At 48.7% G+C, this 26,469-nt stretch carries 19 protein-coding genes; 15 read left to right on the forward strand and 4 right to left on the reverse strand.

Going from position 1 to position 26,469, the window contains the following annotated elements; genetic code table 11:
• The first annotated feature begins 1,540 nt into the window (after positions 1-1,540).
• The 11 genes from DMN77_RS01735 to DMN77_RS01785 all read left to right on the forward strand — a co-directional run bounded on the left by DMN77_RS01735 (position 1,541) and on the right by DMN77_RS01785 (position 17,367).
• Positions 1,541-3,187: an extracellular solute-binding protein gene (locus DMN77_RS01735; protein ID WP_179013248.1), complete on the forward strand. Its 1,647-nt coding sequence runs from the start codon at positions 1,541-1,543 to the stop codon at positions 3,185-3,187.
• Positions 3,188-3,297: 110 nt separating this feature from the next.
• Complete coding sequence (locus DMN77_RS01740; protein ID WP_068779488.1) at positions 3,298-4,158, forward strand: ABC transporter permease; 861 nt, start codon at positions 3,298-3,300, stop codon at positions 4,156-4,158.
• Positions 4,159-4,191: 33 nt separating this feature from the next.
• Positions 4,192-5,076, forward strand: coding sequence for a carbohydrate ABC transporter permease (locus DMN77_RS01745; protein WP_068779449.1), 885 nt, complete (start codon positions 4,192-4,194; stop codon positions 5,074-5,076).
• Between the two features lie 94 nt (positions 5,077-5,170).
• A complete protein-coding gene (locus DMN77_RS01750) occupies positions 5,171-6,904 on the forward strand; it encodes a sensor histidine kinase (RefSeq protein ID WP_179013249.1) in 1,734 nt (577 codons plus the stop codon).
• Between the two features lie 13 nt (positions 6,905-6,917).
• Positions 6,918-8,603, forward strand: coding sequence for a response regulator (locus tag DMN77_RS01755; protein ID WP_179013251.1), 1,686 nt, complete (start codon positions 6,918-6,920; stop codon positions 8,601-8,603).
• A gap of 135 nt (positions 8,604-8,738) precedes the next feature.
• A complete protein-coding gene (locus DMN77_RS01760; RefSeq protein ID WP_068779452.1) occupies positions 8,739-9,980 on the forward strand; it encodes a Gfo/Idh/MocA family protein in 1,242 nt (413 codons plus the stop codon).
• Positions 9,981-10,427: 447 nt separating this feature from the next.
• The gene (locus DMN77_RS01765) at positions 10,428-12,221 is read left to right on the forward strand and encodes a sensor histidine kinase (RefSeq protein ID WP_068779453.1); all 1,794 of its coding nucleotides are present in this window, start codon (positions 10,428-10,430) and stop codon (positions 12,219-12,221) included.
• A 59-nt stretch (positions 12,222-12,280) separates the two neighbouring features.
• Positions 12,281-13,387 carry a response regulator transcription factor gene (locus tag DMN77_RS01770; protein WP_179013253.1) on the forward strand — a complete coding sequence of 369 codons (1,107 nt, stop codon included), beginning with the start codon at positions 12,281-12,283 and terminating at the stop codon, positions 13,385-13,387.
• Positions 13,388-13,731: 344 nt separating this feature from the next.
• Positions 13,732-14,622: an ABC transporter permease gene (locus tag DMN77_RS01775; protein WP_068779455.1), complete on the forward strand. Its 891-nt coding sequence runs from the start codon at positions 13,732-13,734 to the stop codon at positions 14,620-14,622.
• A 45-nt stretch (positions 14,623-14,667) separates the two neighbouring features.
• Positions 14,668-15,552 carry a carbohydrate ABC transporter permease gene (locus tag DMN77_RS01780; RefSeq protein WP_068779456.1) on the forward strand — a complete coding sequence of 295 codons (885 nt, stop codon included), beginning with the start codon at positions 14,668-14,670 and terminating at the stop codon, positions 15,550-15,552.
• A 63-nt stretch (positions 15,553-15,615) separates the two neighbouring features.
• A complete protein-coding gene (locus DMN77_RS01785; RefSeq protein ID WP_068779457.1) occupies positions 15,616-17,367 on the forward strand; it encodes an extracellular solute-binding protein in 1,752 nt (583 codons plus the stop codon).
• Positions 17,368-17,425: 58 nt separating this feature from the next.
• Here the strand turns inward: DMN77_RS01785 and DMN77_RS01790 are convergent, their stop codons facing one another.
• On the reverse strand, positions 17,426-18,142 hold the full coding sequence (locus DMN77_RS01790; protein ID WP_179013254.1) for a 4'-phosphopantetheinyl transferase family protein: 717 nt from the start codon (positions 18,140-18,142) through the stop codon (positions 17,426-17,428).
• 244 nt (positions 18,143-18,386) lie between these two features.
• Between DMN77_RS01790 and DMN77_RS01795 the strand changes: the two genes are divergently transcribed.
• Positions 18,387-19,778, forward strand: a complete 1,392-nt coding sequence (locus DMN77_RS01795) for an L-cystine transporter (RefSeq protein ID WP_068779458.1) — start codon at positions 18,387-18,389, stop codon at positions 19,776-19,778.
• A gap of 102 nt (positions 19,779-19,880) precedes the next feature.
• Here the strand turns inward: DMN77_RS01795 and DMN77_RS01800 are convergent, their stop codons facing one another.
• From DMN77_RS01800 to DMN77_RS01810, 3 genes are read right to left on the reverse strand one after another with little or no spacing between them, the layout of a single operon-like run.
• Positions 19,881-21,149, reverse strand: coding sequence for a hypothetical protein (locus tag DMN77_RS01800; RefSeq protein WP_068779459.1), 1,269 nt, complete (start codon positions 21,147-21,149; stop codon positions 19,881-19,883).
• A 13-nt stretch (positions 21,150-21,162) separates the two neighbouring features.
• Entirely contained in the window at positions 21,163-21,657 is a 495-nt protein-coding gene (locus DMN77_RS01805; protein ID WP_068779460.1) for a hypothetical protein, read from the reverse strand.
• Positions 21,654-22,127 carry a type IV pilus modification PilV family protein gene (locus DMN77_RS01810; protein WP_179013256.1) on the reverse strand — a complete coding sequence of 158 codons (474 nt, stop codon included), beginning with the start codon at positions 22,125-22,127 and terminating at the stop codon, positions 21,654-21,656. The genes DMN77_RS01805 and DMN77_RS01810 overlap by 4 nt, the downstream gene beginning before the upstream one ends.
• A gap of 278 nt (positions 22,128-22,405) precedes the next feature.
• On the opposite strand from DMN77_RS01810, the gene DMN77_RS01815 reads away from it, so the two are divergent.
• From DMN77_RS01815 to DMN77_RS01825, 3 genes are read left to right on the forward strand one after another with little or no spacing between them, the layout of a single operon-like run.
• Complete coding sequence (locus DMN77_RS01815) at positions 22,406-24,097, forward strand: GspE/PulE family protein (protein WP_068779462.1); 1,692 nt, start codon at positions 22,406-22,408, stop codon at positions 24,095-24,097.
• Positions 24,094-25,143 carry a type IV pilus twitching motility protein PilT gene (locus tag DMN77_RS01820; protein WP_179013257.1) on the forward strand — a complete coding sequence of 350 codons (1,050 nt, stop codon included), beginning with the start codon at positions 24,094-24,096 and terminating at the stop codon, positions 25,141-25,143. Before DMN77_RS01815 ends, DMN77_RS01820 begins: the two co-directional genes overlap by 4 nt.
• Position 25,144: 1 nt before the next feature.
• Positions 25,145-26,353 (forward strand): type II secretion system F family protein, encoded by a 1,209-nt coding sequence (locus DMN77_RS01825; RefSeq protein WP_179013259.1) that lies wholly within the window; start codon positions 25,145-25,147, stop codon positions 26,351-26,353.
• The last annotated feature ends 116 nt before the right edge of the window (positions 26,354-26,469 follow it).

Genomic DNA, 26,469 nt, shown 5'->3' on the forward strand with positions numbered 1-26,469 from the left:
AGACTAGAGTCTCAAGAGTGGGCGTGTTGACTAACCGAAGCCAGGGTCGTAAGGCAGGTGAATTGGTCAACGAAGACTAGAGACCGAAGGGTAGGCGCATTGGCTAACGGATGCTTGATCCCTGAGGTTAACGGAAGTTAGAGCCTAAGAGTTAAGAGTAGGCGATTAGCTAACCGGAAGCTAAATCCCGAAGGGGGGCGCATGGCACCGGGGGCCAGAGTCCCAAGTTGGGCGTAATGGCTAACGGAGGTTAGAGTCCCAAAGGTAGGCCCAATAGCTAACTGGAAGCTGATCCCAAATTTCAGGCGAATCGTCTAACGGAAACTGGATCCGTTATTTGAGTAAAATGAGGCTGATTTGGAATCTAACGGAACTGAGGGACCTTATTCTGTGAAAAAAGGGGGCGTCACCCCATATTTGGCGGAAATAGCGACCTACAGTTCCGTTAGATTTAAGAAGGGGCGATTATGGTTGATATAAGGGCTCCTATTTCCGTTACATAGGTCGCTGATGCTCCGGCCTTCTGTATTAGGAGCACCAAGGTAGGCGAATTGGCTGACGAAAGCTAGAGCCCCCCAGGTTGGGCGTAATGGCTAACGAAGGCTAGAGACCAAGGTTGGACGTAATGGCTACTGAAAGCTGGAGACCCACGGTTTGGTGTGATGGCTAACAGAGGCTAGAGTCCCCGAAGGGGGGCGCATGGTACCGGAAGCTAGAGTCCCGAAGGGTAGGCGCAATAGCTAACCGATAGCTGAGCCCCCAGGTCAGGCGCATTAGCCAACCGGAAACTGAGCCCAAATCACAGGCGGATCGTCTAACGGAAACTGGATCCGTTATTTGAGTAAAATGAGGCTGATTTGGAATCTAACGGAACTGAGGGACCTTATTCTGTGAAAAAAGGGGGCGTCACCCCATATTTGGCGGAAATAGCGACCTACAGTTCCGTTAGATTTAAGAAGGGCCGATTATGGTCAATATAAGGGCTCCTATTTCCGTTACATAGGTCGCTGATGCTCCGGCCTTCTGTATTAGGAGCACCAAGGTAGGCGAATTGGCTGACGAAAGCTAGAGCCCCCAGGTTGGGCGTAATGGCTACCGAAAGCTGGAGACGTAAGGTTGGGACGAAGCGTCTAACAGAGGCTAGAGCCCCCAAGGATAGGCGAATTGGCTAACCGATAGCTGAGCCCCCAGGTCAGGCGCATTAGCCAACCGGAAACTGAGCCAAATGTCAAATAACATTGGCTAATTCCATTACATTCATCGCTAAGCGCTGTACTTCTACATCCGAAGCGGGTCCCCTCCGTTACTTTAATGGGCAGCGCTTCAAAAAAATGACCCGCGTTTCGTGTATACGACGACTAGGCAGCCGGGTTAGCGTGTATACCGAAGTCAGGCAAAGAACGCCAAATATGACGTACCAAGCAGGGGTCAAGATCTGTATATCAATGTCAACACAAGTATATAGAATGCATGCGTTTACATTTCTATACTTGAATTAAGAAAGCGGTAGTGAACTCAAAAAGTCATATGGAGGGGTAATATGAACAGAAAGGCAAAGATGCTTCTAGTCTTGACATTAGTATTTAGCCTGGTGCTTGCGGCGTGCGGCAAGGCTGAGGAGAAGGCCGAGCAGCCGCAGAAGCCGGAAACTTCAGCAGCGCAAGAGGATCCGAATGCAGTGATCGAAGTATCAACCGTAATGCAAAGCGATCAATATTTGAAGTTTGATGAAGGCGAGACGTTCGATAACAACTCAATCTATGATGCGTATGAGAAAGATATCGGCGTAAAGATCGTAAATAAATGGATAGCTGATGGAAGCCAATTCAAAGAGAAAGTGAAGATGACCATCGCTTCCAATGATCTGCCAGACTTCATGCCAGTCAGCGCAACTCAATTGAAAGAGCTGACAGAAGCAGACATGATTATGGATTTGACGGATGTATATGAGCAGTATGCAACGGATGAGACGAAGGAATTCTTCCAGAAGGATGGCGGCATGCAGATGAAATCTGCTATGTTCGACGGCAAGCTGATGGGAATTCCGAGATCGTCCAATCCTTATTATCTTCAGTTCCTGTACGTGCGTACCGACTGGTTGAAAGAGATGAATCTTCCTGAACCGAAGACGATGGATGATCTGAAGACGATTGCGGAAGCATTTGCGAAAAGAACTGAAAATGGCAAGTCGTATGGTCTCGCCATTAGTAAAGATCCTTTTAATGTAGATACTGGCGTGACAGGACTTAGAGCATTCCTGAACGGTTACCATGCCTATGAGAACATGTGGATCGAAGATGGGAACGGCAATCTGGTAAATAGCGATATTCAGCCTGAAATGAAAAATGCTCTTGCAGCATTGCAGGAAATGTTCAAGAAAGGTCTGATTGATCCGGAATTCGCTGTTAAAGATGTAGAGAAGGAAGCGGAGTTAATCTATAACGGTCAAATCGGCCTCGTATACGGGGCTTCCTGGACACCGGCGCAGCTGGTGAAAGGGGCGGTCAAAGATAATAAGGTTGTTCAGGAGTGGGGTGTATATCCTATTCCTTCAGCAGATAGCAACCCAGCTCTGAGCCAGATTGGCCTGGGCGCAGACGAGTATTATGTCGTAGCGAAGCAATCCAAGCATCCGGAAGGCTTCATCAAGCTGCTTAACCAGTGGATTGTAGTTGATAACCATCCAACAGACGAACAAAAGGTATATGAATACGGTAAGGATCTCAAGGAGAAGGGCAACAACTACTGGCTGCTTAATCCGGTTCGCGTAGGCAACCAGACTGACAACAACGGTGTCATCCTGCCGAAGGCGATTGCCAACAAGGATGAGAGTATTCTGGAGACGAAGGACCAGCGGACTCGTTATGCAAGAGCTATGCAATATCTGGATGGAGATACCAGCTTGTGGTGGGAATATTTGATCTCCGGCCCTAACGGCGCTTCTTCAATTATTCCGAAGGTTCAGGAAGAGAAGCATTACTTGCAAAATAAGTTCTACGGTGCCCCAACGCCTACCATGGCGGATCGGGAGGAAATCCTGAAGAAGAAAAGGGACGAAGTGTTCTTTAAAATTATTATGAATCAGGTCTCGATCGATGAGTTTGACAAATTTGTTGCCGAGTGGAAGAAGCTGGGCGGAGATGAAATGACCAAAGAAGTAAACGAATGGTACGCCGATCATAAATAAAGGACTTTCAGTATAGAGGGGTTGGGTCACTCAATCCCTCTTTCTATTCCAACGAGGTGATACTAGTGAAGACTATAACGCGGACCTGGAGAAAAGAATGGCCGCTTCATATGATGCTGATCCCTGGACTGGCGATGCTGATTGTATTCAGCTACATACCAATGGCCGGAATTATGATGGCTTTCCAGAAATATATCCCGAATCGCGGTTTGTTCGGATCCCCTTTTATCGGCTGGTCCAACTTTCAGCTGCTGCTTGAATACCCGGATATCGGCCGCATCTTCTTCAATACGATATTTATTGCATTTATGAAGATTGTAGCTGGCCTGGTTGTTCCGATCACGATGGCGATTCTGCTCAATGAGATTGCAAGAGAATGGGTAAAAAGGACGTTCCAGACCCTGGTCTACCTGCCGCACTTCTTATCCTGGGTACTGCTCAGCGGTATTTTGATCGACGTGCTGTCGCCTTCCTCCGGGATTGTTAACCAGGTGCTCGGACTGCTTGGAGCCAAACCGATCTTCTTCTTAGGGGATAACGCCTGGTTCCCTTACGTCATGGTCATCTCGGATGTATGGAAGGAATTCGGGTTCGGGACCATCGTCTACTTGGCTGCGCTGACAGGTATTAATCCTTCCCTCTACGAGGCGGCAGAGATCGACGGCGCAGGCCGCTTCAAACAGACCCTGTATGTAACTCTACCCGGAATGATGCCGATTATCGTACTGATGATGACCCTGAATATCGGTAATGTTCTAAATGCAGGCTTCGATCAGATCTTTAATCTGTACAGTCCTCAAGTGTATGAAAGTGCAGACATTATCGATACATTCGTATATCGCATGGGGATTCAGCAAGCGCAGTTTGGCTTTGCCACTGCGGTAGGATTACTGAAGTCCGTAGTATCCTTTATCTTCATGTCATTGTCATATATTTTGGCTTATCGAGTTGCCAACTATCGAATTTTCTAGTTCATTAGCGAATGCTTGGAAGGGAGCAGCATCATGACACACAATAAATCATGGGGCAGAAGGGTGTTTCTAGTCGGCAATTATTGTTTTCTAGGATTGGTCTCCTTGTTGTGCCTAATGCCGATCATCCATATTCTTTCGATGTCATTAAGCTCCGGAGCGGCTGCGTCTGCCGGTAAGGTTGTCTTGTGGCCGGTTGAATTTACGACTGCCGCTTACGAGAATGTGTTTGGCAAACCGGAGTATTTGCGCGCTTTTGCCGTATCGATTCAAAGAGTGATCTTGGGAACGGCCTTCAGTATGCTCTTAACGATCATAACCGCCTATCCCTTGTCCAAAGACACGCATCATTTTCGTTTTCGCACCGGGTACGCCTGGATATTCGTATTCACGATTCTCTTCAATGGCGGATTGATTCCGATGTATCTAACCGTCAAATCACTGGGCTTGATCGATTCGATCTGGGCGCTGGTGCTGCCGGGAGCGGTGCAGGTATTCAATATTATCCTGCTGCTGAACTTCTATCGGAATCTGCCGAAGGAGCTGGAGGAATCCTCGCGTATTGACGGGGCGGGTCATTTCAAGACATTGTGGAAAATATATGCCCCTTTGTCCCTGCCGGCGCTTGCGACTACCGGACTATTTACGATTGTAGGCCATTGGAACAGCTGGTTCGACGGAATGCTCTATATGAACCATCCTGAGAATTATCCGCTCCAAACCTTCCTGCAAACGGTTATAATTAATATGGATTTCCGCTTTATTAAGGCAGAGAATGCTGAATTGATGCTGAAGTTGTCGGACCGGACCAGTAGGGCCGCCCAGATCTTTGTAGCTGCATTTCCGATTCTGATTATTTATCCGTTTATGCAGCGTTTCTTTATTAAGGGGATCGTAATGGGGAGTGTTAAGGAATAGTTAAAGAATAGTTCTAACCTTCCCGGTGTTGAGAACCGACTGAATTTTTGAACATGGGGGAATAGGCTGATTCATCTATACAGGAGAGCTAGCTATGAGAAAACTTCTGCATTTCCGTGACTTTTCCATATTTAAGAAGATTATGGCGGCCTTTTTGGCTGCCTTGCTGCCGTTAATGCTGATCACATGGATCATTAACCAGCAGGGAGCTGCCAGCATCCGCAAGGAAATTTCCGAGTCGATGATGAACACCACCCATTTCTACCTCGATTCTCTCGATCAGGAAGTAGACCGGATATACCGCTATTTGCCGAATTATGTGATGGATACGGATCTGATGGAGCTGGCCTCTACAGGCGATGTGATGAGCGCCTACGAGCGGTCTGCCAAAGTGCTGGAGATCCAGAAGCGCCTGCATCTGATGAAGGACTCAAGCCCGTTCATTCAGGAGTCCAGAGCATATGTGCCTCTGATCGAGCGAACGATATTAAGCTCCAACTATGAGACGAAGGTTGAGGAGCAGGAGTATCAAGCGATGCGCCAAAGCACCAATATGTATGATCAGCCGTTCATCTATTGGCAGAATCGCTTGTTCATCAGCATGCAGTATCCCGGGAGTACAGTTAGAGATCCTCTCTTCGCCATCAGTATTGAGCTGTCCACTAGAAAAATTATCGAGAAGCTGTCGCAGATTACCAATTCGCGGGAAGGGCAGACGGCGATGCTGCGCATGGATCAGGAGTGGTCATTAGTAAGCGGGAGCAATACGGGACTTCTGGATGTGATGAAGCAGCTGGCGGTTGACAAGCAAGAGCAGCAAGCGAAGGAAGGATATGAGACGATCAAGTTTGAAGGGAAACGTTATTTAACGATCTACCGTTATTCCGAGCTTTGGAATTCGTATTTAGTATCGAGTGTACCGGAATCGGCGATATTAGGCCCGATTCGCAAGTATCAGGTATGGTTCTGGTGCGCCGCTGTTCTCGCTGTCGGTATCGTTCTGTTCTTCTCCTATTCGTTACGGAGATTAATCTATCGCCCTTTAATGCGGCTTATCTATTCGTTCCGACGCGTGCAGCAGAATAAGCTGGAGTATATAGCGGTCGATCGGGGCGAGGATGAATTTGGATATTTATATCATGCCTTTAACAACACGGTCAGTTCTTTAAAAACATTAATCGAGGAAAATTATGAGCAGCAAATCCGAAATCAACGGTCAGAGCTGAAGCGGCTGCAGTCGCAGATTAACCCGCATTTTCTGTACAATTGCTTTTTTGTATTATGCCGTTTGATCAAATCGGATCATCAAAAAGAGAAGGCTTATCAATTCTGCCTTTATATCGGTCAGTATTTTCAATTTATTACCCGTAATACCGAGGATGAAATCCCGCTCAGTATGGAGATGGATCATTCACGGACATATGTTGAAATGCAGCGTATATGCTATGGCGACCGGATTGGAGTGGAATTTGATGATCGCGTCCCTGATATGATGGTACCGCGTCTTATTTTACAGCCCATTATTGAGAATGCCTATGTGCATGCACTAGGAAATATGAGAAGCCATGGCATGCTTCGCGTGTACGGAGAGACGCGGGAGGAGACATTCATTCTCTGCATTGAGGATAATGGTGATAGCATAAGCGAATTAAATATTCAGCAGCTTAATGACCGCTTGGCACGGCCTCACTATACCTTTGAAGAGACGACCGGTCTGATTAATGTTCATCGCCGATTGCAGCTGCGATACGGTGAGGAGTATGGAATCACGGTCTCACGTTCCGATCTTGGAGGCTTGAAGGTGACGATTCAATTAAGAATGAGCTAGAGGGGGAAACAGCATGTATCGCTTGTTAATCGTCGATGATCTTCCTATTATTGTTGATGGCCTGCTCGAATTGTTCGAGCAGACACAGCATCTGGAGCTTGAGCTGTACAAAGCCTATTCCGGGGAGGAGGCCCTGGAAGTTTTGAAAGCGCATTCTATAGATATCGTGATCTCGGATATCAAGATGCCCGGCCTTGAAGGGATTGAGCTGCTACAGGAGATCAGAAGCCATTGGCCGTCCTGCAAAGTGATATTTCTATCGGCATATAACGACTTTCAATATGCCAGGAGCGCCATCACTTACGGTGGATTTGAATATATCCTCAAGATCGAGAGCGATGATAAAATCATTCATTCAGTAGAACGAGCAATTGCCAAGCTGGAGGAGGAGACGAAGGAGAAGGCGATGGTGGCTAAGGCCCAGGCCAATATGAGGATGGCGATGCCTTCGCTGCAAAAAGAGGCTGTGCTTGAACTGCTGAAGGGCAAGCAGCTAAGTGCGCAGCAGCTTGGCCATAGGCTTGAGGAGGTACGCATTCCGCTGGAGGCCGAGCTGCCGGTGTACATGATGCTGGGCCGGATCGAGGAATGGAAGCAAGGCTTGTCTGCGCAGGATAGAGCCCTCTACATCTATGCATTCAAAAATATTAGCGATGAATATCTATCATCTCATGTGCGCAGCTACTCCTGCTGCTATGATCAGAACAGAATCGTCTGGCTGATTCAGCCGGTCAGAGCAGACATAAGCGGGGGCGCCGAGCCTTCCATGGATTGGATGAGAGCGCATCGCGAGGTGAAGCAGCTCATCCCTGTGATTCAGCAGAGCTGTGAGCGGGTATTAGGCTTATCGGCCACTTTTGTCCTTGGCAACAGAAGTACTTCATGGAATGAACTATCGCCGTGCTTCCATACGCTTAAATACGATTTTGCCACCCAGCGGGAGGGAATAAGAGATCTTGAATCGACCGCATTTGCTGTGACAGCTGACAACGATGAGGTGAGAACTCAGATACAAAGCCATGACTCCTTCTATCATACCCGTGTACAGCTTCTGATGACCTGTCTGGAGAATAACCATCAGGAGCAATTCAGCGAGCTTTACCTCGAGCTCGTCTCCATATGGAAGGAAGATACCGGAGCCTATGAGCGAAAAATCGAACTGTACCATTCTCTTTCCGCGATTTACTTGTTTTACCTCAGCAAGCATCCGGAGGTTCGCGATCATTTGAACACCTTGCTTGACCTGGATCAGCTATTTCATCCGCAGCATCAAGGGTCCTGGGAGGAGCTTGATCATTATTTCTGGCAGCTGGCCGAGTATATCTTTGAATGGATCGCCTCCAGGGAAGAGGATATTCCTGCCGAGGTAGTCTCCAAGGTTCACCATTATATTGAGAGGAATATTTCCGCGGACACTTCACTAAATGCGCTCGCCGATTATGTTGGTCTGAATCCTTCCTATTTATCAAGGCTATATAAGCAAATTACCGGAGAGGGATTATCGAAGTATATCAACGATTATCGTACGCTGGAAGCGAAGTCCATGCTCTTGAACTCTTCTAAAAAAGTAGGTGAGGTAGCTTCCGCGTTAGGCTACAACTCTGCGCTGGCCTTCATACGCTTCTTTAAACGACAAAGTGGCATGACCCCGCAGGAATTCAGAATGCTGGGATCGGAGATTCAGCAGCAAAGTCAATAAGTGTATATGAATCTCTATTCTTATCTATTTATCCGCCTCCGGGTCCGTTACTACAATATAAGTGCGAGTTCAAAAAGTCAGATTTTTTGAACCACCTCTATTAAGTAACCGGTAAAGTGTTGAGGAGGAATAGATATGAAGACAATTACAGCTGTCTTACTGGGTGCTGGGAGCAGAGGACGCTTCATCTACGGCCCCTATGCCGAGAAATTTCCGAATGAGCTTCAATTTGTTGCGGTAGCAGAACCAAATGCTGAGCGTCGGGAGCAATTCGCCGGCCTCCATCAGATTGCGCCTCCATATGTATTTGATACTTGGGAGAAGGTATTTGAGCACGGAAAGCTGGCGGATGTCATGATCATCAGCACGCTTGATCGGGAGCATTATGAGCCAGCGATGAAGGCGATGGCGCTAGGTTATCATGTTCTGCTAGAGAAGCCGATGTCGCCTTCGAAGGAAGAGTGCATTCAGCTGGAGCAAGCTTCTCTTCAATATCAAAGACTGCTTATTGTGAGCCATGTGCTGCGTTATGCTCCATTCTGGTCAGGAATCAAGCGCTGTATCGATGACGGGGAATTGGGGACAGTAGCGACGATACAGCTGACGGAGAATGTAGGTTATCTGCATATGGCGCATAGCTATGTGCGAGGCAACTGGAGAAATTCCGAGGAATCCAGTCCGATGATTCTGGCCAAGTCCTGTCATGATCTGGATCTAATCTCCTGGCTGATGGACGAGAAATGCACCAGCGTCAGCTCGTATGGATCACTGCTGCACTTCAGAAAAGAGAATGCCCCTGAAGGGTCAACGGAGCGCTGCATCGATCTGTGTGCGGTAGAGAAGGAATGTCCCTTCTCTGCGATGAAGATGTACATTCAGCCGCCTGAGCATCCGTGGGCTCGTTATATGACCGACGATCTGTCCCAGCAGGGAATTCTGAAGGCGATCAAGGAAGGCCCATTCGGACGCTGTGTGTATCGCTGCGATAACAATGTTGTAGATCATCAGATCGTCAATATGGAGTTTGCAAACGGGGCGAACGCCTCCTTCATTATGTCAGGGCTAACGAAGAGTGGTACCAGAAGAGTGCAGCTCATGGGAACCCGCGGGGAGATTATGGGGGATATGGAGGAAGGCAAGTTCACTTTATATCGTTACGCAACCGATGAGCGGGTAGAAATCGAGTGCAGTGTGAACGGAGATGGACATGGCGGAGGCGACGAGCGTATGATCAGTCAGTTCATTAAGCAGGTCCACACCTTCGAACAGAGATCGGGATATGGATTGACATCTGCGACGGCCTCGTTGCAAAGCCATCTGATCGCCTTCGCCGCGGAGCATTCCCGTCTGAATGGCGGGCAGCCGGTACAGATTTAGAAGGTAAAGCCTGCAGGATTACGTCGAAGGCAAAGCATGAAGGAAGGTTTAATGCTAACAAAGGTCGAGTTCGGGCTGCTGCCCGGGCTCGACCTTTTTATGCTGATCGCATCGGATCACTTATATCACTCCATCTGATGAGGAAACCTCCCGGGAATCGGATCAATACGATATTTGAAGAAAGAAAGAGAAATGATGGGGAATCGCCAGGAATTCAGGGAATAACCTTAAATACATATGATTTTGAAGGATCAGGCATATGTTGTATGATAAATAAAGCGGAATAGATTATTGGTTTGTTATACAATAAATTACAAACGTTTGCACAAATATAGAACAGAGCGGGAAAGGAGATGGCTGCTTGAGAAAAAAGCCTCAGAACAACATTGAAAGCGCTTCACATCGAAGTGAAGGGACTGCTCTCCACCATGGAATGGAGGGGAGGAAATGAGGAAGCTGCGCCTTGGGTTTTATTTTACAGACTTATTCAAGGTCAGGGCATTAAAGCAAAGATTGATCTTTGTTGTTGTCATAGAGACGATCGTTATCCTGATGATTCTGGCCGTCGTCTCTTATGAGGCGATTCATTCCATAGAGAAAAATAAATTGAAAACCTCGATGGTGATCGATCTGCAGCAATTGACAGACAAAATGGAGGAAAGCTACAAAAATATGTCGCAGGTAACACAGCAGATGTCACCGGAAGGAACGGTCGGTTCCTTATTAGGCGATTATTTTCAGGAAAACTCCAATTTCGAAAAATATCAGCTGGGGCAGCAAATTTCCGATAATCTGGTCAAGATCACTTTCTCAAACAGTAACCTCATGGGCAGAACTTATTTTGATCCGAAGACGGGGGAGAGCTATTTCTATGACTTCTTGCCTTATGAGAATTTCTCTCCGGATCATTTCAACGTCCTGGGCAGGAACGGTACATTCGCGTTTCATTCCCTGCATCAATCCAGCATTAAGAAGCTGGGTGAGCACCAGGTGCTCTCGGTGTCGCGCAGCATTACGCTGGAGGATGAACGCGAGCTGATTATTTATATCGAATCGCGCCTGGAGGCGGATGCCGTCATTAAAAATCTGTCCCATTCGCAAAATATGGATTATATTCTGCTGCAGCTGGACAGCGATAACCGGATTCAATTCTCCAGCAAGGATGATTTTACGGTAGGGCAGCTATTCCACTTGAAGGATGAAGAGCAAATCGGAGTTGGTTACTTCGGCCGAGCGGAGCAGTATTTGGGTGTCAGACTCGGCACAGAGCTAGGATTCGATAACGTACTGCTGTTGCCCTCCGCCGATTATAATCGCGAGCTGTACGCCTGGATTCGCAATGTGGCCGGGATTCTGACAGTGGCTCTGCTCGTATTTATAGCCTCATTTATTTTGTTATCGCGGCTGATCTACACACCGCTTGCTATTTTCTCGAAAGAGATGAAGAAGCTGGGCAGAGGAGATCTGAACGAGGTGTCCGTGCAAAGCGGCGTGCTGGAGTTCGATGCGCTGTTCAAGCAGTTCAACAATATGAAGCGGCAAATCCAGGGGCTGCTGCTGGATACGGAAAGGATGTCTCAGGAGAAGCACAGGCTGGAAATTGAGAAGATCTATTATCAGATTAATCCTCATTTCCTGATGAACTCGCTTCATTCCATTCACTGGCTGGCGAAAATGCATGGGCAGACCGAGATCGAGAACTTTATTACCGAACTGAATTATATTCTCGCCTACAGCCTCGACAAGATCGATAAACAAGCAACGCTGCGGACGGAGGTCAGGATGCTTCAGGCTTATCTGAAGTTGCAGAAGATGCGCTATGACTTCGAAGTGGATGTGAACATTGATGAAGGAGTGTATCTGGATACACCTACTGCGCGGATGATTTTGCAGCCGATTGCCGAAAATGCACTTCATCATGGACTTGGTGACGAAGGATGTCTAAGAATAACTGTCGCCCCTTTCTTAGGCCGCAATGCAATTGAGATTACATTTGAGGATAACGGCAAAGGACTGAATGGCGAGGAGCTTGACCGTATCCGTGCTGTTCTCCAGCAAAGACCTGATGAAGAACAAAAAATTGATGGAATTGGTTTGCGATATGTTCGCTATATGCTGGAATCATTTTATGGGGACAACGCGGTGATTACCATTGATAGTGAGCGGGATCGGGGGACCCGAGTGACTCTAGTGTTGCCGATAGATCGCGAGAAGCCGATGCCGGGCGTCATGCAGAAATAGCAGTAAATGCGTGTTTGGAGACTTTCAGCAACTCCATAAATCAAAAGGGGAGATGTCCGATGTATCGTGTGTTAATTGTTGACGATGACCGTCTGGCGCGAAGAGGCATTATTTCGATGATGCCGTGGGAGAAGTATGGCATGGTCGTGGCCGGGGAGGCGCAGAACGGAACGAAGGCGCTGGAATTTCTGCAGGATCATCCCGTAGATCTATTGTTTGTTGATATCGATATGCCTGTCATGGGCGGAATATCTTTAATGGAAAAATGCCATCAGCTGTATCCTGAACTGCTGTTCATCGTGCTTACCTTTCATGAGGAATTCCATTACGCCCAGTCCGCCCTGCGGATCGGAGCGATTGATTATATATCCAAGCTGGAGATGGAGAGCACGGATTGTGATGAGCTGCTGCGCAGGATCAGCGAGAAGGTGGAGACGATATTGAAGCCATTGTCTGCCGCTACTGCATCCGGCGAGTCGGAAGATCAGCGAGGGGCGATAATTTCTGAAGACCGGCATCAAGGGTTTGGAGTCCGCAATGAGAAGGAATGGGAGTATCTTGTCGGCAAATGGAATCAAATGTACTGGCTGTATGATGACACTACGTTCAAGGAACTGTGTGAAGGGACTAAAGCGCTCCATATTTCAGTATGGCGAGCGGCGCAGGTGCTGCTTCATTTAACAAGTGTAGCAGAGGAGAGCGTGGGAACAGTTCAGAAAAATGTTCAGGAATACAGCAATTTGGACGAGTTCATGGATTGGCTCTCCGTTTTCAGGGAGGCATTGTATAAGCGAGCTGCCGCGGAGAGCAGCCTCGATAATATTCAGCTTTGTATTCTCAAGGCCGTCATCTACGTACGGGAGAACTTGGGTGGTAAGCTGCACGGGGAAGGGGTTGCCCAGATCGTCAGGCTGAGTCGCAGTTATTTCTCTATTAATTTTAAAAAATATACCGGCATGTCCTTCAATGAATTCGTGCGCGAGGAACGTATTCGAAGGGCGCAAATGCTGCTGATCGAGAGGGAGGATCTGATCTCGGATATCGCTCAGGAGGTTGGCTATGAGGATGTGAATTACTTCATCCGTGTATTTTGCGAAATCGCCGGCATGACCCCTGGCGAGTACAGGAAGCAGAATGGTGTGAAGCAGAGTTTAATGAGAGCATAAGCAAGGCCTGCTTGATAAATTCGCGGCATAAGGACTGCTGCGCAGCTAACTCAGGTTAGTTGCGACGGCGGTCTTTTTTCTCTGCGCTTCAGCTTCCGGTTACATCCCGGCTCAATCACGATTATTGTTTTGTAATTTGAAGAAGGCAGTGCTACTTGCTACGGAATGCATGAATGCAGCGTTAGTGAATAAGACGATTCAATGATATCTAGACAACAACCATCCATACGGGTCAGCGATACATGGGTGATATAGTTGTTTTGTAATAAGAAAACGCTGTCATATATTCGAGAGCAACTGTCTTGAAAGCGCCATTAAATTATGTGAAGGGAAGAACAGACACAATGTACAGTAAAAAAAATATAAAGCACTATTGGCTTATGATGGCACCAGGTTATATTTGGCTTACTTTATTCAGCATCGTTCCCATGTTCGGAATCGTAATGGCATTTCAAGATTTCAATCCGGCCTTGGGAATTTTCAAATCACCCTGGATTGGACTTGAGAACTTCAGTTATATGTTCAGCATGGACGATATTACCCAAGTATTTATCAATACGATTGTCATAGCGGTTGGGAAATTAATCGGGAACCTGATCATTCCATTGATCTTTGCGCTCATGCTCCATGAATTGACGATCAAGAAGCTTGTCAGGCCGATTCAGACCTTAGTGTATCTGCCGTACTTCTTGTCCTGGGTTATTCTCGGCAGCATCGTGCTGAACATTTTCGGTGTCGATGGACCTATCAATAGTCTGCTGGGCATATTTGGCGTAGAGCCGATCGTATTTTTTGGCCGTGCGGATATGTTCAGACCGCTGGTCATTGGATCAGACATCTGGAAGGGCTTCGGTTATAACGCCGTTATTTATTTGGCCGCCTTGACTTCGATTGATCCCTCCTTGCATGAGGCTGCCGCTATCGATGGAGCTGGCCGCTTTAAAAGGCTGATTCATATAACGCTGCCGGGAATTAAGACCACCGTAATTCTCCTGGCGATTCTCTCGCTCGGGAATGTACTGAATGCAGGTTTTGATCAGATTTATAACCTGTACAATCCGCTGGTATACTCCACCGGGGACATCATCGATACATGGGTGTACCGCGCGGGTCTAGTAGAGCTGCAATTTAGTCTGGCTACTGCGGTGGGATTGCTGAAGTCCGTTGTCAGCTTTGTTCTTATCGTAACCAGCTACGCCTTAGCGGACAAATTTACAGGATACAAAATCTTTTAATAATCGTGCATTCATTCTAAGACTTCATGTGTGGGGGGAGAAACCTTGGTCGAGCAAAAAACGTTTGGTTCCAGATTGTTTAATGGCATTAATGCTACCTTGCTTATATTAATTACTCTGCTATGTCTGACTCCGCTGTGGTACATCCTGATGATCTCGCTCAGCGATAAAGCGGCCGTTAATGCCGGTTCGGTGACCTTCTGGCCCATCGGATTCAATCTGCTGTCCTACCAAAAGATCGTGTCAGAGGCGGCTTTCTTCAATTCCTTCTGGGTATCGGTCAAGCGGGTAGTGATTGGTACCGCGGTGAGCCTGGCCGCGATCCTGATGATGGCCTACCCGCTGTCGAAGACCTCGAAGCAGCTGCCCCATCGCAATATCTATATGTGGGTGCTCGTCTTCTGCATGTTGTTCAATGGCGGAACCATTCCTTGGTACCTCGTTATGCGCGGTTACGGTCTGATTGATTCGATCTGGGGCCTAGTATTGGCAGGAAGCCTGCCGATCTTCAATGTGATTCTCGTCGTCAACTTCTTCAGGAATATTCCGGCGGCTTTGGAGGAGGCAGCTTATGTAGATGGCGCCGGACCTTGGCGCACATTCATTCAGATTTTCATTCCTATCTCGGCTCCGGTCGTGGCGACGATAGCTCTCTTTACCATCGTAGGTTATTGGAATGAATTCTTCGCGGGATTAGTGCTGAGTACCAAGCAGTCCAATTATCCGCTGCAAACCTATATCCAGCAGCTGGTGGTGAATTTGAATCTATCGACGATGGATACGGAGCAGATTAAGCAAATCTCTCAGCTGAACAACCGCTCGCTAAATGCTGCAAAAATATTTATCGCCATGATCCCGGTCCTTGTCATCTATCCGTTCCTGCAGAAGTACTTCATTACGGGAATAACGCTTGGATCTGTGAAAGAGTGATTTTAATTGTGCCTGGGGTGCAATTGAAATAAATTATCTAATTCATTTCTAGGGGGAAAATCAATGAAAAAGCGCAGATGGCTACTAACCGGGTTGATTACGGTCATGCTAATGGCTGCACTGACAGCCTGCGGTGGCAATAAAGCGAACACAGGCGCGAATAGCCCATCCGATGATACTGCTGGCAATAAGGCCGAAAATACGGCGAACGCCAACAACGAGGCTTCCTCGGCGGCACTCGATCCCTTCGGGAAGTATGAAGAACCGGTAACTCTTCACCTTGTTCGTTCCCTTGACCCGAATTTAAAGTTTGATGAAGGCAAATCTGTCGAAGACAACCAGTACCTGGATGAGATCAAGAAGCAGCTGAATATTGAAATTGTGTATGACTGGATCAGCGCTCCGGCGGACTGGGATCAGAAGATTAGCCTGGCGATTTCATCCAACAATATTCCTGATGCGGCAATTGTCAACTTGACCCAGTTCAAATCGATGCAGAAGTTTGACCAATTGGCCGATTTAACGGATGCGTTCAACTCTACAGCCAGCGATATGCTGAAGGGCTTCTATGAAAGCGGCGGCGACGCCTTGAAGCAATTGGTAGAGAGCGACGGCAAGATTATGGCTATCCCTGCGACCGTGCCAAAGGCGTCCGGAATGAGTCAGATGTGGATTCGCCAGGACTGGCTTGATAAGCTGGGGCTGGAGCCTCCGAAGAATCTGGAGGAACTGAAGAAGGTAGCGCGTGCTTTCATTGAACAAGATCCTGATGGCAATGGCAAGAATGATACGATGGGGATCGTGGGACCGTCAAAATCCGGCTTTCTGAGCGGCACAGACGGCAACTTATATGGTCTGGACCCAATATTTGCAGCCCATAAATCCTTCCCGCTCTACTGGCTCCAGAACGAGCAGGGCGAGGTTGTATACGGCTCGACACAGCCGGAGACGAAGCAAGCGCTGCAAACCTTGGCCGATATGTATAAAGAAGGGCTGATCGATAAAGAATTGCTTGTTCGTGACGATAGTCTGCAGCCGATTCTGGATGGCAAGGCCGGCATTTTCTTTGGACCTTGGTGGACAGGATATACGATTGCTGACGCCTATAAGAAAGACCCGACTCCTGACTGGCAGGCTTATGCTTACCCGCAGGCAGATGACGGCAATTATTATGCTCATATGGCCGCTCCAGCGAATGCGTTTGTGGTTGTCAATAAGAATGCCAAGAATCCGGAGGCTGTACTGAAGCTGATCAATCTGCTTCTGCGTGATGAGTCGAAATGGGTAGAATCAGGCCTGGGCAAAAATCCGGGGCCATCTGGCGGATACCCGCTCTTTACCGTATTTGATAATGTGGATGAGATTGAAGTGTCCTATGATATTCTCTCGAAGTATTTGAAGGGAGAAGTGGATATCGACAGCATCGATTTCAGTACGCACAAGCTGCTTAAGGACGATATGAATGCGATCAAGAAACTGAAGAAGGAGCCGCTCGATAATTTCTCGATTAACAATTGGGATTTGAAGGATAGCGGCGACCTAATAACGACGAACTTGCCTCGCCTGATCTCGATTATGGTTGGCGACAGACCGCTGGCAACCGATACGAATATTAAAGAGGTATACAGCCTGTACTATGGCCAGACGGATACGATGTCATCCCGCTGGGCGAACCTGCAGAAGCTGGAGAAGGAGACCTTTGCCAAGATTATTATGGGTTCGGCTCCGATCGATTCCTTCGACGATTTCGTAAGCAAGTGGAACAAGCAGGGCGGAGAGAAAATTCTCGGCGAAGTAACTGAGATGAGCAAGTAAAAAAGAGAACAGCCGATAAGCGCGGGAAGCGTTTATCGGCTGTTTTTTGTGAAAGTGCTCAGGCTCTGTCATGTTCCATTTTGTTAACGCACATAAATTGCTTGTACAGCTCATCGAAATCGATGATCCGAGGCGTTTCGGGGAAATCGGAGGTTAGAGCGCAAACCGCCATTTTATACAGCGGATCGGGAGTGTATTGCTTGAAAAAACAGGATCGGAAGCTGTTCTCTGTATCAAGCTGAATATGGCCGCGCTGCTTGCGGATGGTAAATGAGGATAAGGGCAAGGAGAGGCCGCGGCCGTCCGCCTTGATATAGCTCTCCTTTAAAGTCCATAGCTCAAAGAAATAGTCAGATCTGGCTTCCGCCGGTATCTCGCGTAAATCCATAACTTCTTGTGCGGAGAAGAAGCGATCTGCAATCCTGAGATCGATGTCGCTTCTCTGCTCGATATCAATACCGACAGGGGCATCGGAAAGGGCGCTGACAATCCACTGTCCGGAATGGGAGTGGTTGAAAAACAGCCCTTCGTTCCCCGGAAGCATCGGCTTGCCATAGGCATTTTGCATAATCCGCAGTTCTTCATTAGCTACGCCAAGATAATCGCATATCAGCCACCTGGATAGAATGTCCGCGGTCAGTGAGCGATACGCATCCTCTCGGCGAGTAAACTTGCGTATTTTGTCCTGCCTGGACAAGGGAAGCAGGCGAAGCAGGTTTTCAAAGTGAAGGGGATTCATATTATGCTGTAGCGGAGTCATATAAATTTCTAACATAAGGTTCTCCCGTTATTCGAATATAATATAGTTAGGAAAGAAGATGTTCTATATCGATTTCCATTTTAACACAGTATGGTTGAGATGAAATTTGTGGATGATAAAGAAGAAGAGGGCTGTTCCCAAAGTTCCCAAAAATAATCTTAAATTAATCCTACCCATTTAGTCGAGATTGTGATATTATATCGACATTAATAATTCAGCAAGGTCATTATGAGATGACAGTTGAGGGGGAGAGACAGAAGTGGAAACCATTCAAGTCATTCTGAATGTTGTGGTTATGCTTGCATTAATCGGGCTGTTGCTCTGGATGCAGAAGAAGCATATTTCTTTTACAAAGCGTGTATTTACCGGTCTTGGATTGGGGCTCGTATTTGGGGTTGTACTACAAGCCATCTATACGTCCAGCTCTGATGTGCTGGCCAAATCATCGGATTGGTTCAATCTTGTCGGACGGGGTTATGTCGGCTTATTGCAAATGGTCGTTATCCCGCTGATTATGGTATCGATTATTTCAGCGATTATGAAATTGAAGGGCAAGCAGAACTTAGGCAAGATGACTGCTCTGATCATCGCTACATTGCTGATAACTACAGCGATCGCTGCGACGGTAAGTATCGTTACCAGCCTGAGCTTCGATCTGAAAGCCATTCAAATTGAAGCGGGTCAGAAGGAACAGGAGCGTGGAGCGAAGCTTGAAGAGCGTGTCGGCGATGTAGCCGATAAGACGATTCCGCAGTATGTCCTGGATTTCATCCCAACAAATCCGTTTGCGGATATGGCGGGTTCACGCAGTTCCTCAACGATGGCTGTCGTTGTATTCTCGGCATTTATCGGTATTGCTGTACTTGGAATAGACCGGAAGAAGCCGGAGCAGGCGGAGACCTTCCGTAAAATCGTTGAAGCTGTATATGCTGTCGTTATGCGAATCGTAACCTTGGTGTTGAGGCTGACGCCTTACGGGATTCTGGCGCTTATCACCAATGTGGTGGCGACGACGAACCCGCAGGAAATTCTCAAGCTGATCAAGTTCGTTGGCGCTTCTTATGTAGCGTTGATCGTCATGTTCATTATCCATCTTGTTATACTGGCCTTCTTCGGATACAATCCGATTCAGTATGTAAGAAAGGTATTCCCGACACTGATCTTCGCGTTCACATCACGTTCCAGCGTGGCAACCATTCCGCTGAATGTGGAGACTCAGACGAAGCGTCTGGGCGTGCCTGAGGGCGTTGCCAACTTGTCGGCTTCGTTCGGATCGATGATCGGGCAGAACGGATGCGCCGGGATCTATCCGGCAATGCTGGCGGTAATGATCGCACCGACGGTAGGCATTAACCCAATGAGCTGGGATTTCATCATTACCTTGATTCTTGTCGTAGTGATCAGTTCGTTTGGTGTTGCTGGCGTTGGCGGTGGGGCTACCTTTGCTTCACTGATTGTATTGTCAACGATGAACTTGCCTGTAGGGTTGGCGGGTCTGCTGATCTCCGTTGAACCGTTGATCGACATGGGCCGTACCGCTCTGAACGTTAACGATTCGATCGTAGCCGGGGTTGTAACCGGTAAGGTATTGGGCGAGAACGATAAAGACGTATTCAATCAAAATGTTGAATTGGATGCTGTGCAAGCATAATATCATAGAAGGATAAGGCGGCAGCCTCGGATCATCTTGCAAAGATGAGAGAGGCTGCCGCCTTTTTTATATAAATGTAATGTAGACTAGTCTATCTGCTTATCATAAGCTCCCTTCAATAAATACAATATCGGCGGGTTGCTTCGGCGACTGCTTGTTGATCTCCGTTCCTTCGATGGTTAATTTTCCGTTGCCATTAAGATGGATCGAGCCGTTCGAGTATATATAACCGAGCAGGGAAGAGGAATTGAATGATCCGGCATTTAATGCGACAGAGCCTGCGGCGTAAATTCTGAACTGGCTGCGGTTATATAAAGTGCCGTTGACCTCGGATTTCACATAGATGCGCCCTGCTGTGAGTGTACCGTTAATATTGATTTGATTTGTATAAAGATCTCCCTCAATAACTGCTTTATTTGGAGTGCTGCCATTCCCGTTCATGTTTATAGATCCGTTGACGCGGATGGATGCTCCGGAATGAATTTCGGCGCTGCCATTAAGCATCAGATTCCCGTTAATGTAAATATGACCGCTGGCGGAGAGGCTTGATCCGGGCTGCATCGTTAATTCGCCTTGAATAACTAAGTCGCCGTCGACTTCGAGGGACTTTCCGTCCATGAGCTTCAAGCTTCTGAGGGTGGTTGACCCGGGATAATGCTCATTGCGGGAGACTTCGAAATTCACCGGTTGAGTGGGGGAATGGTGGAGCAAGTCAGATAATGATTGGGATAATTGCTTATCAAGCTCTGAGACTAACGAAGCGACCTCCATTCTCGCCGGCAAGCTCAGACCATCCATAGGCGGAGTGACGGGCGTGACTTTCTGGCCATTAACGGTGGATTGGTTGTTGGCAAGGGCTCCGCCAGCATATACACTTCCCTCAATAACTGTGCCGTTCATATCCATGGAGCCTTGACTTACAACGGCATACCCGTTGTTATCCTCACCCTCTGACGGGCCTGTCGGATCGTAGTCTAGCGTGATTTCTACTCTTCTCTGTACAGTTTGGGTGATTTTGCCCGATCTGCCTTGAGCGGACACTACTGCAGTATAACGCTGGCTCTCTTCGTCCATCATTACGCTGTCAGAGTCCACATAGGAATCAGCCGCCTCGCGGACATGCTCCAGAGTGACCCGATTCTCCTGATCCTGCAAATTCATAATTTGTACACGGAGATCGGACAGCTTCAGCATCAGCTTCGTCTCTCCGTCAGCCTGTGCGGTTACGATATCTCCTGATATATTCACCATGCCTTGTGAATTGACAATACTTCTCAAGACAAGCGTTCCGAGGAGGAACAGCAGGACGGTGAGAAGCAGCACAGAGACGAGAGCGTAGCCGCGTTCAGTGGAACGTGGGAATCTATCCATGTTCTCATTCACCTCATGATATGAATTTGATCGAGACGAATAAATAAAGGGGTTCAACATCAGCTTTGTTGATATGCCGAAATTTCAAATGGAGCTGGAGTCCGGAGCCATCCTTTACAAAAAAGGAACCGGCCAGGGATAAGCCATCCTCGTTCATCCGGGAACCATTTACATACAGATTTCCATCGTCTAGCCTTACGGCAACGGGCTGAGTGCTTCCGCTGAGCACATCCGTCAGCACTTCGGCCTGAAACTGGCCCAGCGGCCCGACTGCGTCCCCATCGATGATCCTGGTTGCGTTTTTCAGCTTGGCCTGGAGGCTGGAGCTTAGCGTAATGGCCTGGTTGCGCAGCTCGGTCTCATCATTGATGCGTCCATAAGCCATCAAGGAGGTAGTCAGCACGGTAGAGACAAGCATGAGCAGCAGTGCGGATAAGGCGATTGCGGCGAGCAGTTCGACCAGGGTCAGACCTTCCTCATCCCTGAATCGTTGCGCCAGATTTCTCATGTCCGGGCACCTCCGTTCTGCGGGTAATCCCGTCTGGCGGCGCCAACCAGCGAGAGTTGATGCCTGTATTGCTCCGGATGCTCCGGATCTTTGGACCAATATACGGTGACTGTGATGTACAGGAAGTCGGGATTGAATGGATAATCAGGGTGGGAAGAGCTTACAACGGCTTGAATGGAATAGATATCCTCAGCTTGCTCGGGCAGAGAACTGCCGGAGTTAGCATATTGCTGCAGCTGGTCAAAGGCCATGGACTGAATTTCATGCAGCTTGGCATTAGCGAGGTGAGTGGCCGACAGCTGTTGGTTGCTGAGCTTGCTCTGGGCGGCGCTGTTCGTGAAGTAAGACAGGAAGTATAGGCTGATCAGTGAGAGGATGACCAGTGCAGCTGCTATCTCAACCAGAGTCAGTCCATCCTCGCGCACGAGTGCGCGGCGACAGGACATGCAGCATTTGCGGGCAATACCCATACTACTTACTCCCTTTCTACGGGGAAGATATATTATGGCGAGAAATGATTTTGCTAGACACCAATTTCACATCAATAGGACGCTAGGAGGAGTGAATAGGAACAATATACCATTTATAATAGCATCTTTTCTAAAAAAGGTATATAATGTATAGCATAACTTCCACAAACATCCTCGTTTTTACACTTTTCTTACCTTGCATAGTATTTTCGACCTACTATTCTACTTTCCATTCAACGTAAATCTAGCAAATCTGTCGTTCGATTCAGAGGTGAATGATGCAGATGTTCAAAAAAAGGCTTGGCGAGCTTCTCTTAGAATCTGGGATTATAACGGACGCGGAGTTGCAAGCTGCACTGGAGGAACAACGGCATTCCCGCAAGAAGCTCGGTGATATTCTGTTGTCGCAGGGCGTTATGACAGAACATCAATTGATCGAGGTACTTGAATTTCAGCTGGGAATTCCTCATGTGACATTGTCGCGGTATCAAATCGATGCTAAGCTGGCTCAGATTGTGCCCGAGGGCCTGGCCAGACGGTATCATGTCTTGCCGATCAGAGCGGATGGCCGCAAGCTGATGGTTGCCATGACGGACCCGCTGGATTTGCTCGCGATTGACGATCTGCGCATGAGCACAGGCTTTGCGATCGAGCCGGCGATTATATCGCAGGGCGAGCTGCGGCTCGGGATCGCCAGATTATATGGCCTGCAGAACTCCATGAATGAGATGATCAATGACATTAGCAGCGGAGACGGCCATATCGAAGTGGAGGAATCATCTATTACCGATGAGGATTCCCCGGTCGTGCGGCTGGTGCAGCAGATGATTGAACAAGCTGTGCGGCTTGGTGCCAGCGACATCCATGTCGATCCGATGGAGACGCAAGTGGCGATCCGCTACCGGATCGATGGCATGCTGCGCAATGAGCGTTCCATCCCGAAGACGATGCAGGGGGTGGTCACGGCACGGCTCAAAATTATGGGCAATCTGAATATCGCGGAACGCCGACTGCCCCAGGACGGACGGATTAAGCTGACGGTTGACGGGAAAGGGATCGATATTCGCCTGTCCGCATTGCCGACCGTGCATGGAGAGAAGATCGTAATGCGTCTTCTGGATACCACGTCCGGGATCAAAGGCATTGAGAAGCTGGGGATGACAAAGCACAATCTAGAGTTGTTCAGACGGATGATTGAGAAGCAGCATGGCATTGTGCTGTTAACCGGGCCGACCGGCAGCGGCAAGACGACGACGCTTTATTCCGCGCTGCAGTATCTGAATCAGGAGCAGACCAACATCATTACCGTGGAGGACCCGGTTGAATACATGCTGGAGGGTGTGAACCAGATGCAGGTGAATACGGGAGCTGGTCTCACCTTTGCCAAGGGACTTCGCTCTATTTTGCGCCAGGATCCCAACATTATCATGGTCGGTGAGATCCGTGATTTCGAGACGGCCGAGATCGCGATCCGCGCTTCCTTAACCGGACACTTAGTATTCTCGACATTACATACGAACGACGCCGTCAGCACGGTAGTCCGTCTTAGGGATATGGGGCTGGAACCGTATTTGATATCCTCCTCCTTAATCGGAGTCGTAGCCCAAAGGCTGGTCAGATGCATTTGTCCTGATTGCCGGACTTCGTATTCTCCGGATCTGCAGGAGAGGATCTATCTTGAGCGTATTGGCGTTCAAGCCGATATGCTGTATCGCGGGACAGGCTGTGGAACCTGCGGCAAGAGCGGGTACAGAGGAAGAATGGCAATCCATGAGGTGCTGTATCTGGATGATGAGCTGCGGGCTGCGATCGTGAACGGTGTTCCGATCCAACAGCTGCGCCGTTATTCGTCGGAACGGGGGATGAAGCCATTGTTCGAAGACGGCCTTCTCAAAATGCAGGAAGGCAAGACAACGCTGCAGGAAATCCTTCGGGAGACCGGAGAGGAAGAGGAGGTGAGCGGATATTGAAGACCGCTGACGTTTATTTCGTCGATTTGCTCCGCCAGGCATTTGATGGCGGCGCCTCCGATCTTCATTTGACGGTCAATTCTCCACCGGTGCTGCGGATCGACGGACAGCTTCATCGCCTGGATGATGCGCCGCTGGTTCCACTTCAGCTGGAGGAGTTCACCAGGGCGATGCTAAATGAGGTGCAATATGAGAAGTTCTTGACCAGGGGCGAGCTGGATTTCTCCTATGGAATTCCCGGGTTATCCCGGTTTCGGATAAATGTCTATCGACAGCGCGGATCGGTTGGCATTGCGGCCCGTGTGATCTCACCAACGGTTCCTTCCTTCGAGTCATTGAAGCTGCCGTCCGTGCTGCTGAAGCTGGCGCAGAAGCCGCAGGGGCTGTTCCTTGTAACCGGGCCTACAGGCAGCGGCAAATCAACGACATTAGCTTCGCTGATTGATCAGGTGAACAGATCGAATAGGAAGCATATCGTCACGCTGGAGGACCCGATTGAGTACTTGCATCGTCATGATCAATCGATCATTAATCAGCGCGAGGTGGGCCTGGATACGGCCTCCTTCGGCGAAGGGTTGAGGGCTGCGCTCAGACAGGACCCTGACATCATTATGGTCGGCGAGATGCGCGATCCCGAGACGATTCGCACAGCAATCACCGCGGCCGAGACCGGCCATCTTGTATTCGCTACCCTTCATACCTCCGACGCCCCGCAGACGATCGACCGGATTATTGATTCCTTCCCGCCGGAGCAGCAGGGACAGATTCGAATTCAATTGGCGGCAACATTGCTTGTTGTACTGTCTCAGCGTCTGCTGCCGTCACGGAGTGGAAAGGGGCGGGTATGCGCGACCGAACTGCTGCTCAATACGCCGGCTGTCGGCAACTTGATCCGTACGGAGAAGGTGCATCAGATCAAGAGTGTGATGCAGACGAACCACCAGCTTGGCATGCATACGCTGGATATGAGCCTACAAGAACTGCTGCGGCTCAACCTGATTGATGAAGTTACAGCCAGGCCGTATCTGGCAGAAGGGCATATTTAATATGCCGCAGTATGCATATCGCGGGAAGGATGTCGAATCAGGGCGCAGCTGCCGCGGCGTCATCCAGGCGATCGACCGCAGCAGCGCTCTGACCGAGCTGAAGCAGCAGTATATCGTGACGAATATCCACGAGCAGCGGGAGACCGTCTGGAATAAAGAGTTCTACATCGGCAGCCCGGTCAAGAATGAACAGTTCGTCGTATTCTGCCGCCAATTTGCTACGATGATCCGCGCTGGCATATCAATTGTTGAGGCGACGAATGTGCTGGCGGCACAATGCGAGAGCAAGCCTCTGGCCAAGACGCTGCATGAGGTGAATGCCGAGCTTCGCAAAGGCAATACGTTCTCCGGTGCGATCTCGGCTTATCCGCGCATCTTCCCCGCGATATTTGTCCATATGATCCGGGCCGGGGAAGAATCGGGCAGCATGGAGGATACGCTGGAGCGGCTGGCCGTCTATTTTGAACGAGCGCATTATACCCGGGAAAAGGTGAAATCGGCGATGACCTATCCGGCTATCGTCAGCATTATGGCCGTCTTTGTAGTCGTTTTTCTGCTGAAATTTATTATTCCCCGCTTTCAGACGATGTTCACGCAGCTTGGCGGTGATCTGCCGGCGATTACCCGCTTCACTCTCTCGCTGAGCCAAAGCATCGAGGAGCGCTGGTACATTTGGCTAATGGTTATGGTCTGGATTGCCGCGGTGATATATTTATTGCTCCGCTGGGAACGGGGCGCCTATGCCTGGGATTATTTCAAGCTGAAAGTGCCGGTGTTTGGCCTGTTGAATCGCAAGAGCGCTATCGCCCAAATGACGCGCACCTTGTCTTCGCTCTATGCAAGCGCGGTGCCCGTTCTACAATCCTTGGCCATCGTGGAGAAGGTGGTCGGCAACAAGGTAATTGGGGCGACGATCCGCGAATGCCAAATCTCGCTTCGCCAGGGCCGCCCGCTTTCGGAGCCGCTCAAGCAATCATGGATTTTCCCTCCGCTTGTCACCCAGTTGATCCTGGTCGGTGAAGAGACCGGCTCGATCGATACGATGCTGGGCAAGGTGGCCGATTTCTATGAGCGTGATGTTGAAAATAGCGTGGACAAGCTCAAGCAGTTGATAGAACCGATAATGATTGTCCTTCTGGCCGGTGTCGTAGGCTTTATTATGGCATCCATCATGATACCGATGCTGAGCCTTTATGGAAATATAAGCTAAGTAGAGACAATTCAGAAAGTTCATTTTTTATCAGAAAACTTATCGAGTCGAGGTCAATTCTGGCTTTATTCAACTAGATCGTTTTGAAAAAAACATACATTGGAAGGTTAAGCTTT

The sequence above is a fragment of the Paenibacillus sp. 79R4 genome (genome assembly GCF_013393165.1).
Taxonomy (GTDB): Bacteria; Bacillota; Bacilli; order Paenibacillales; family Paenibacillaceae; genus Fontibacillus.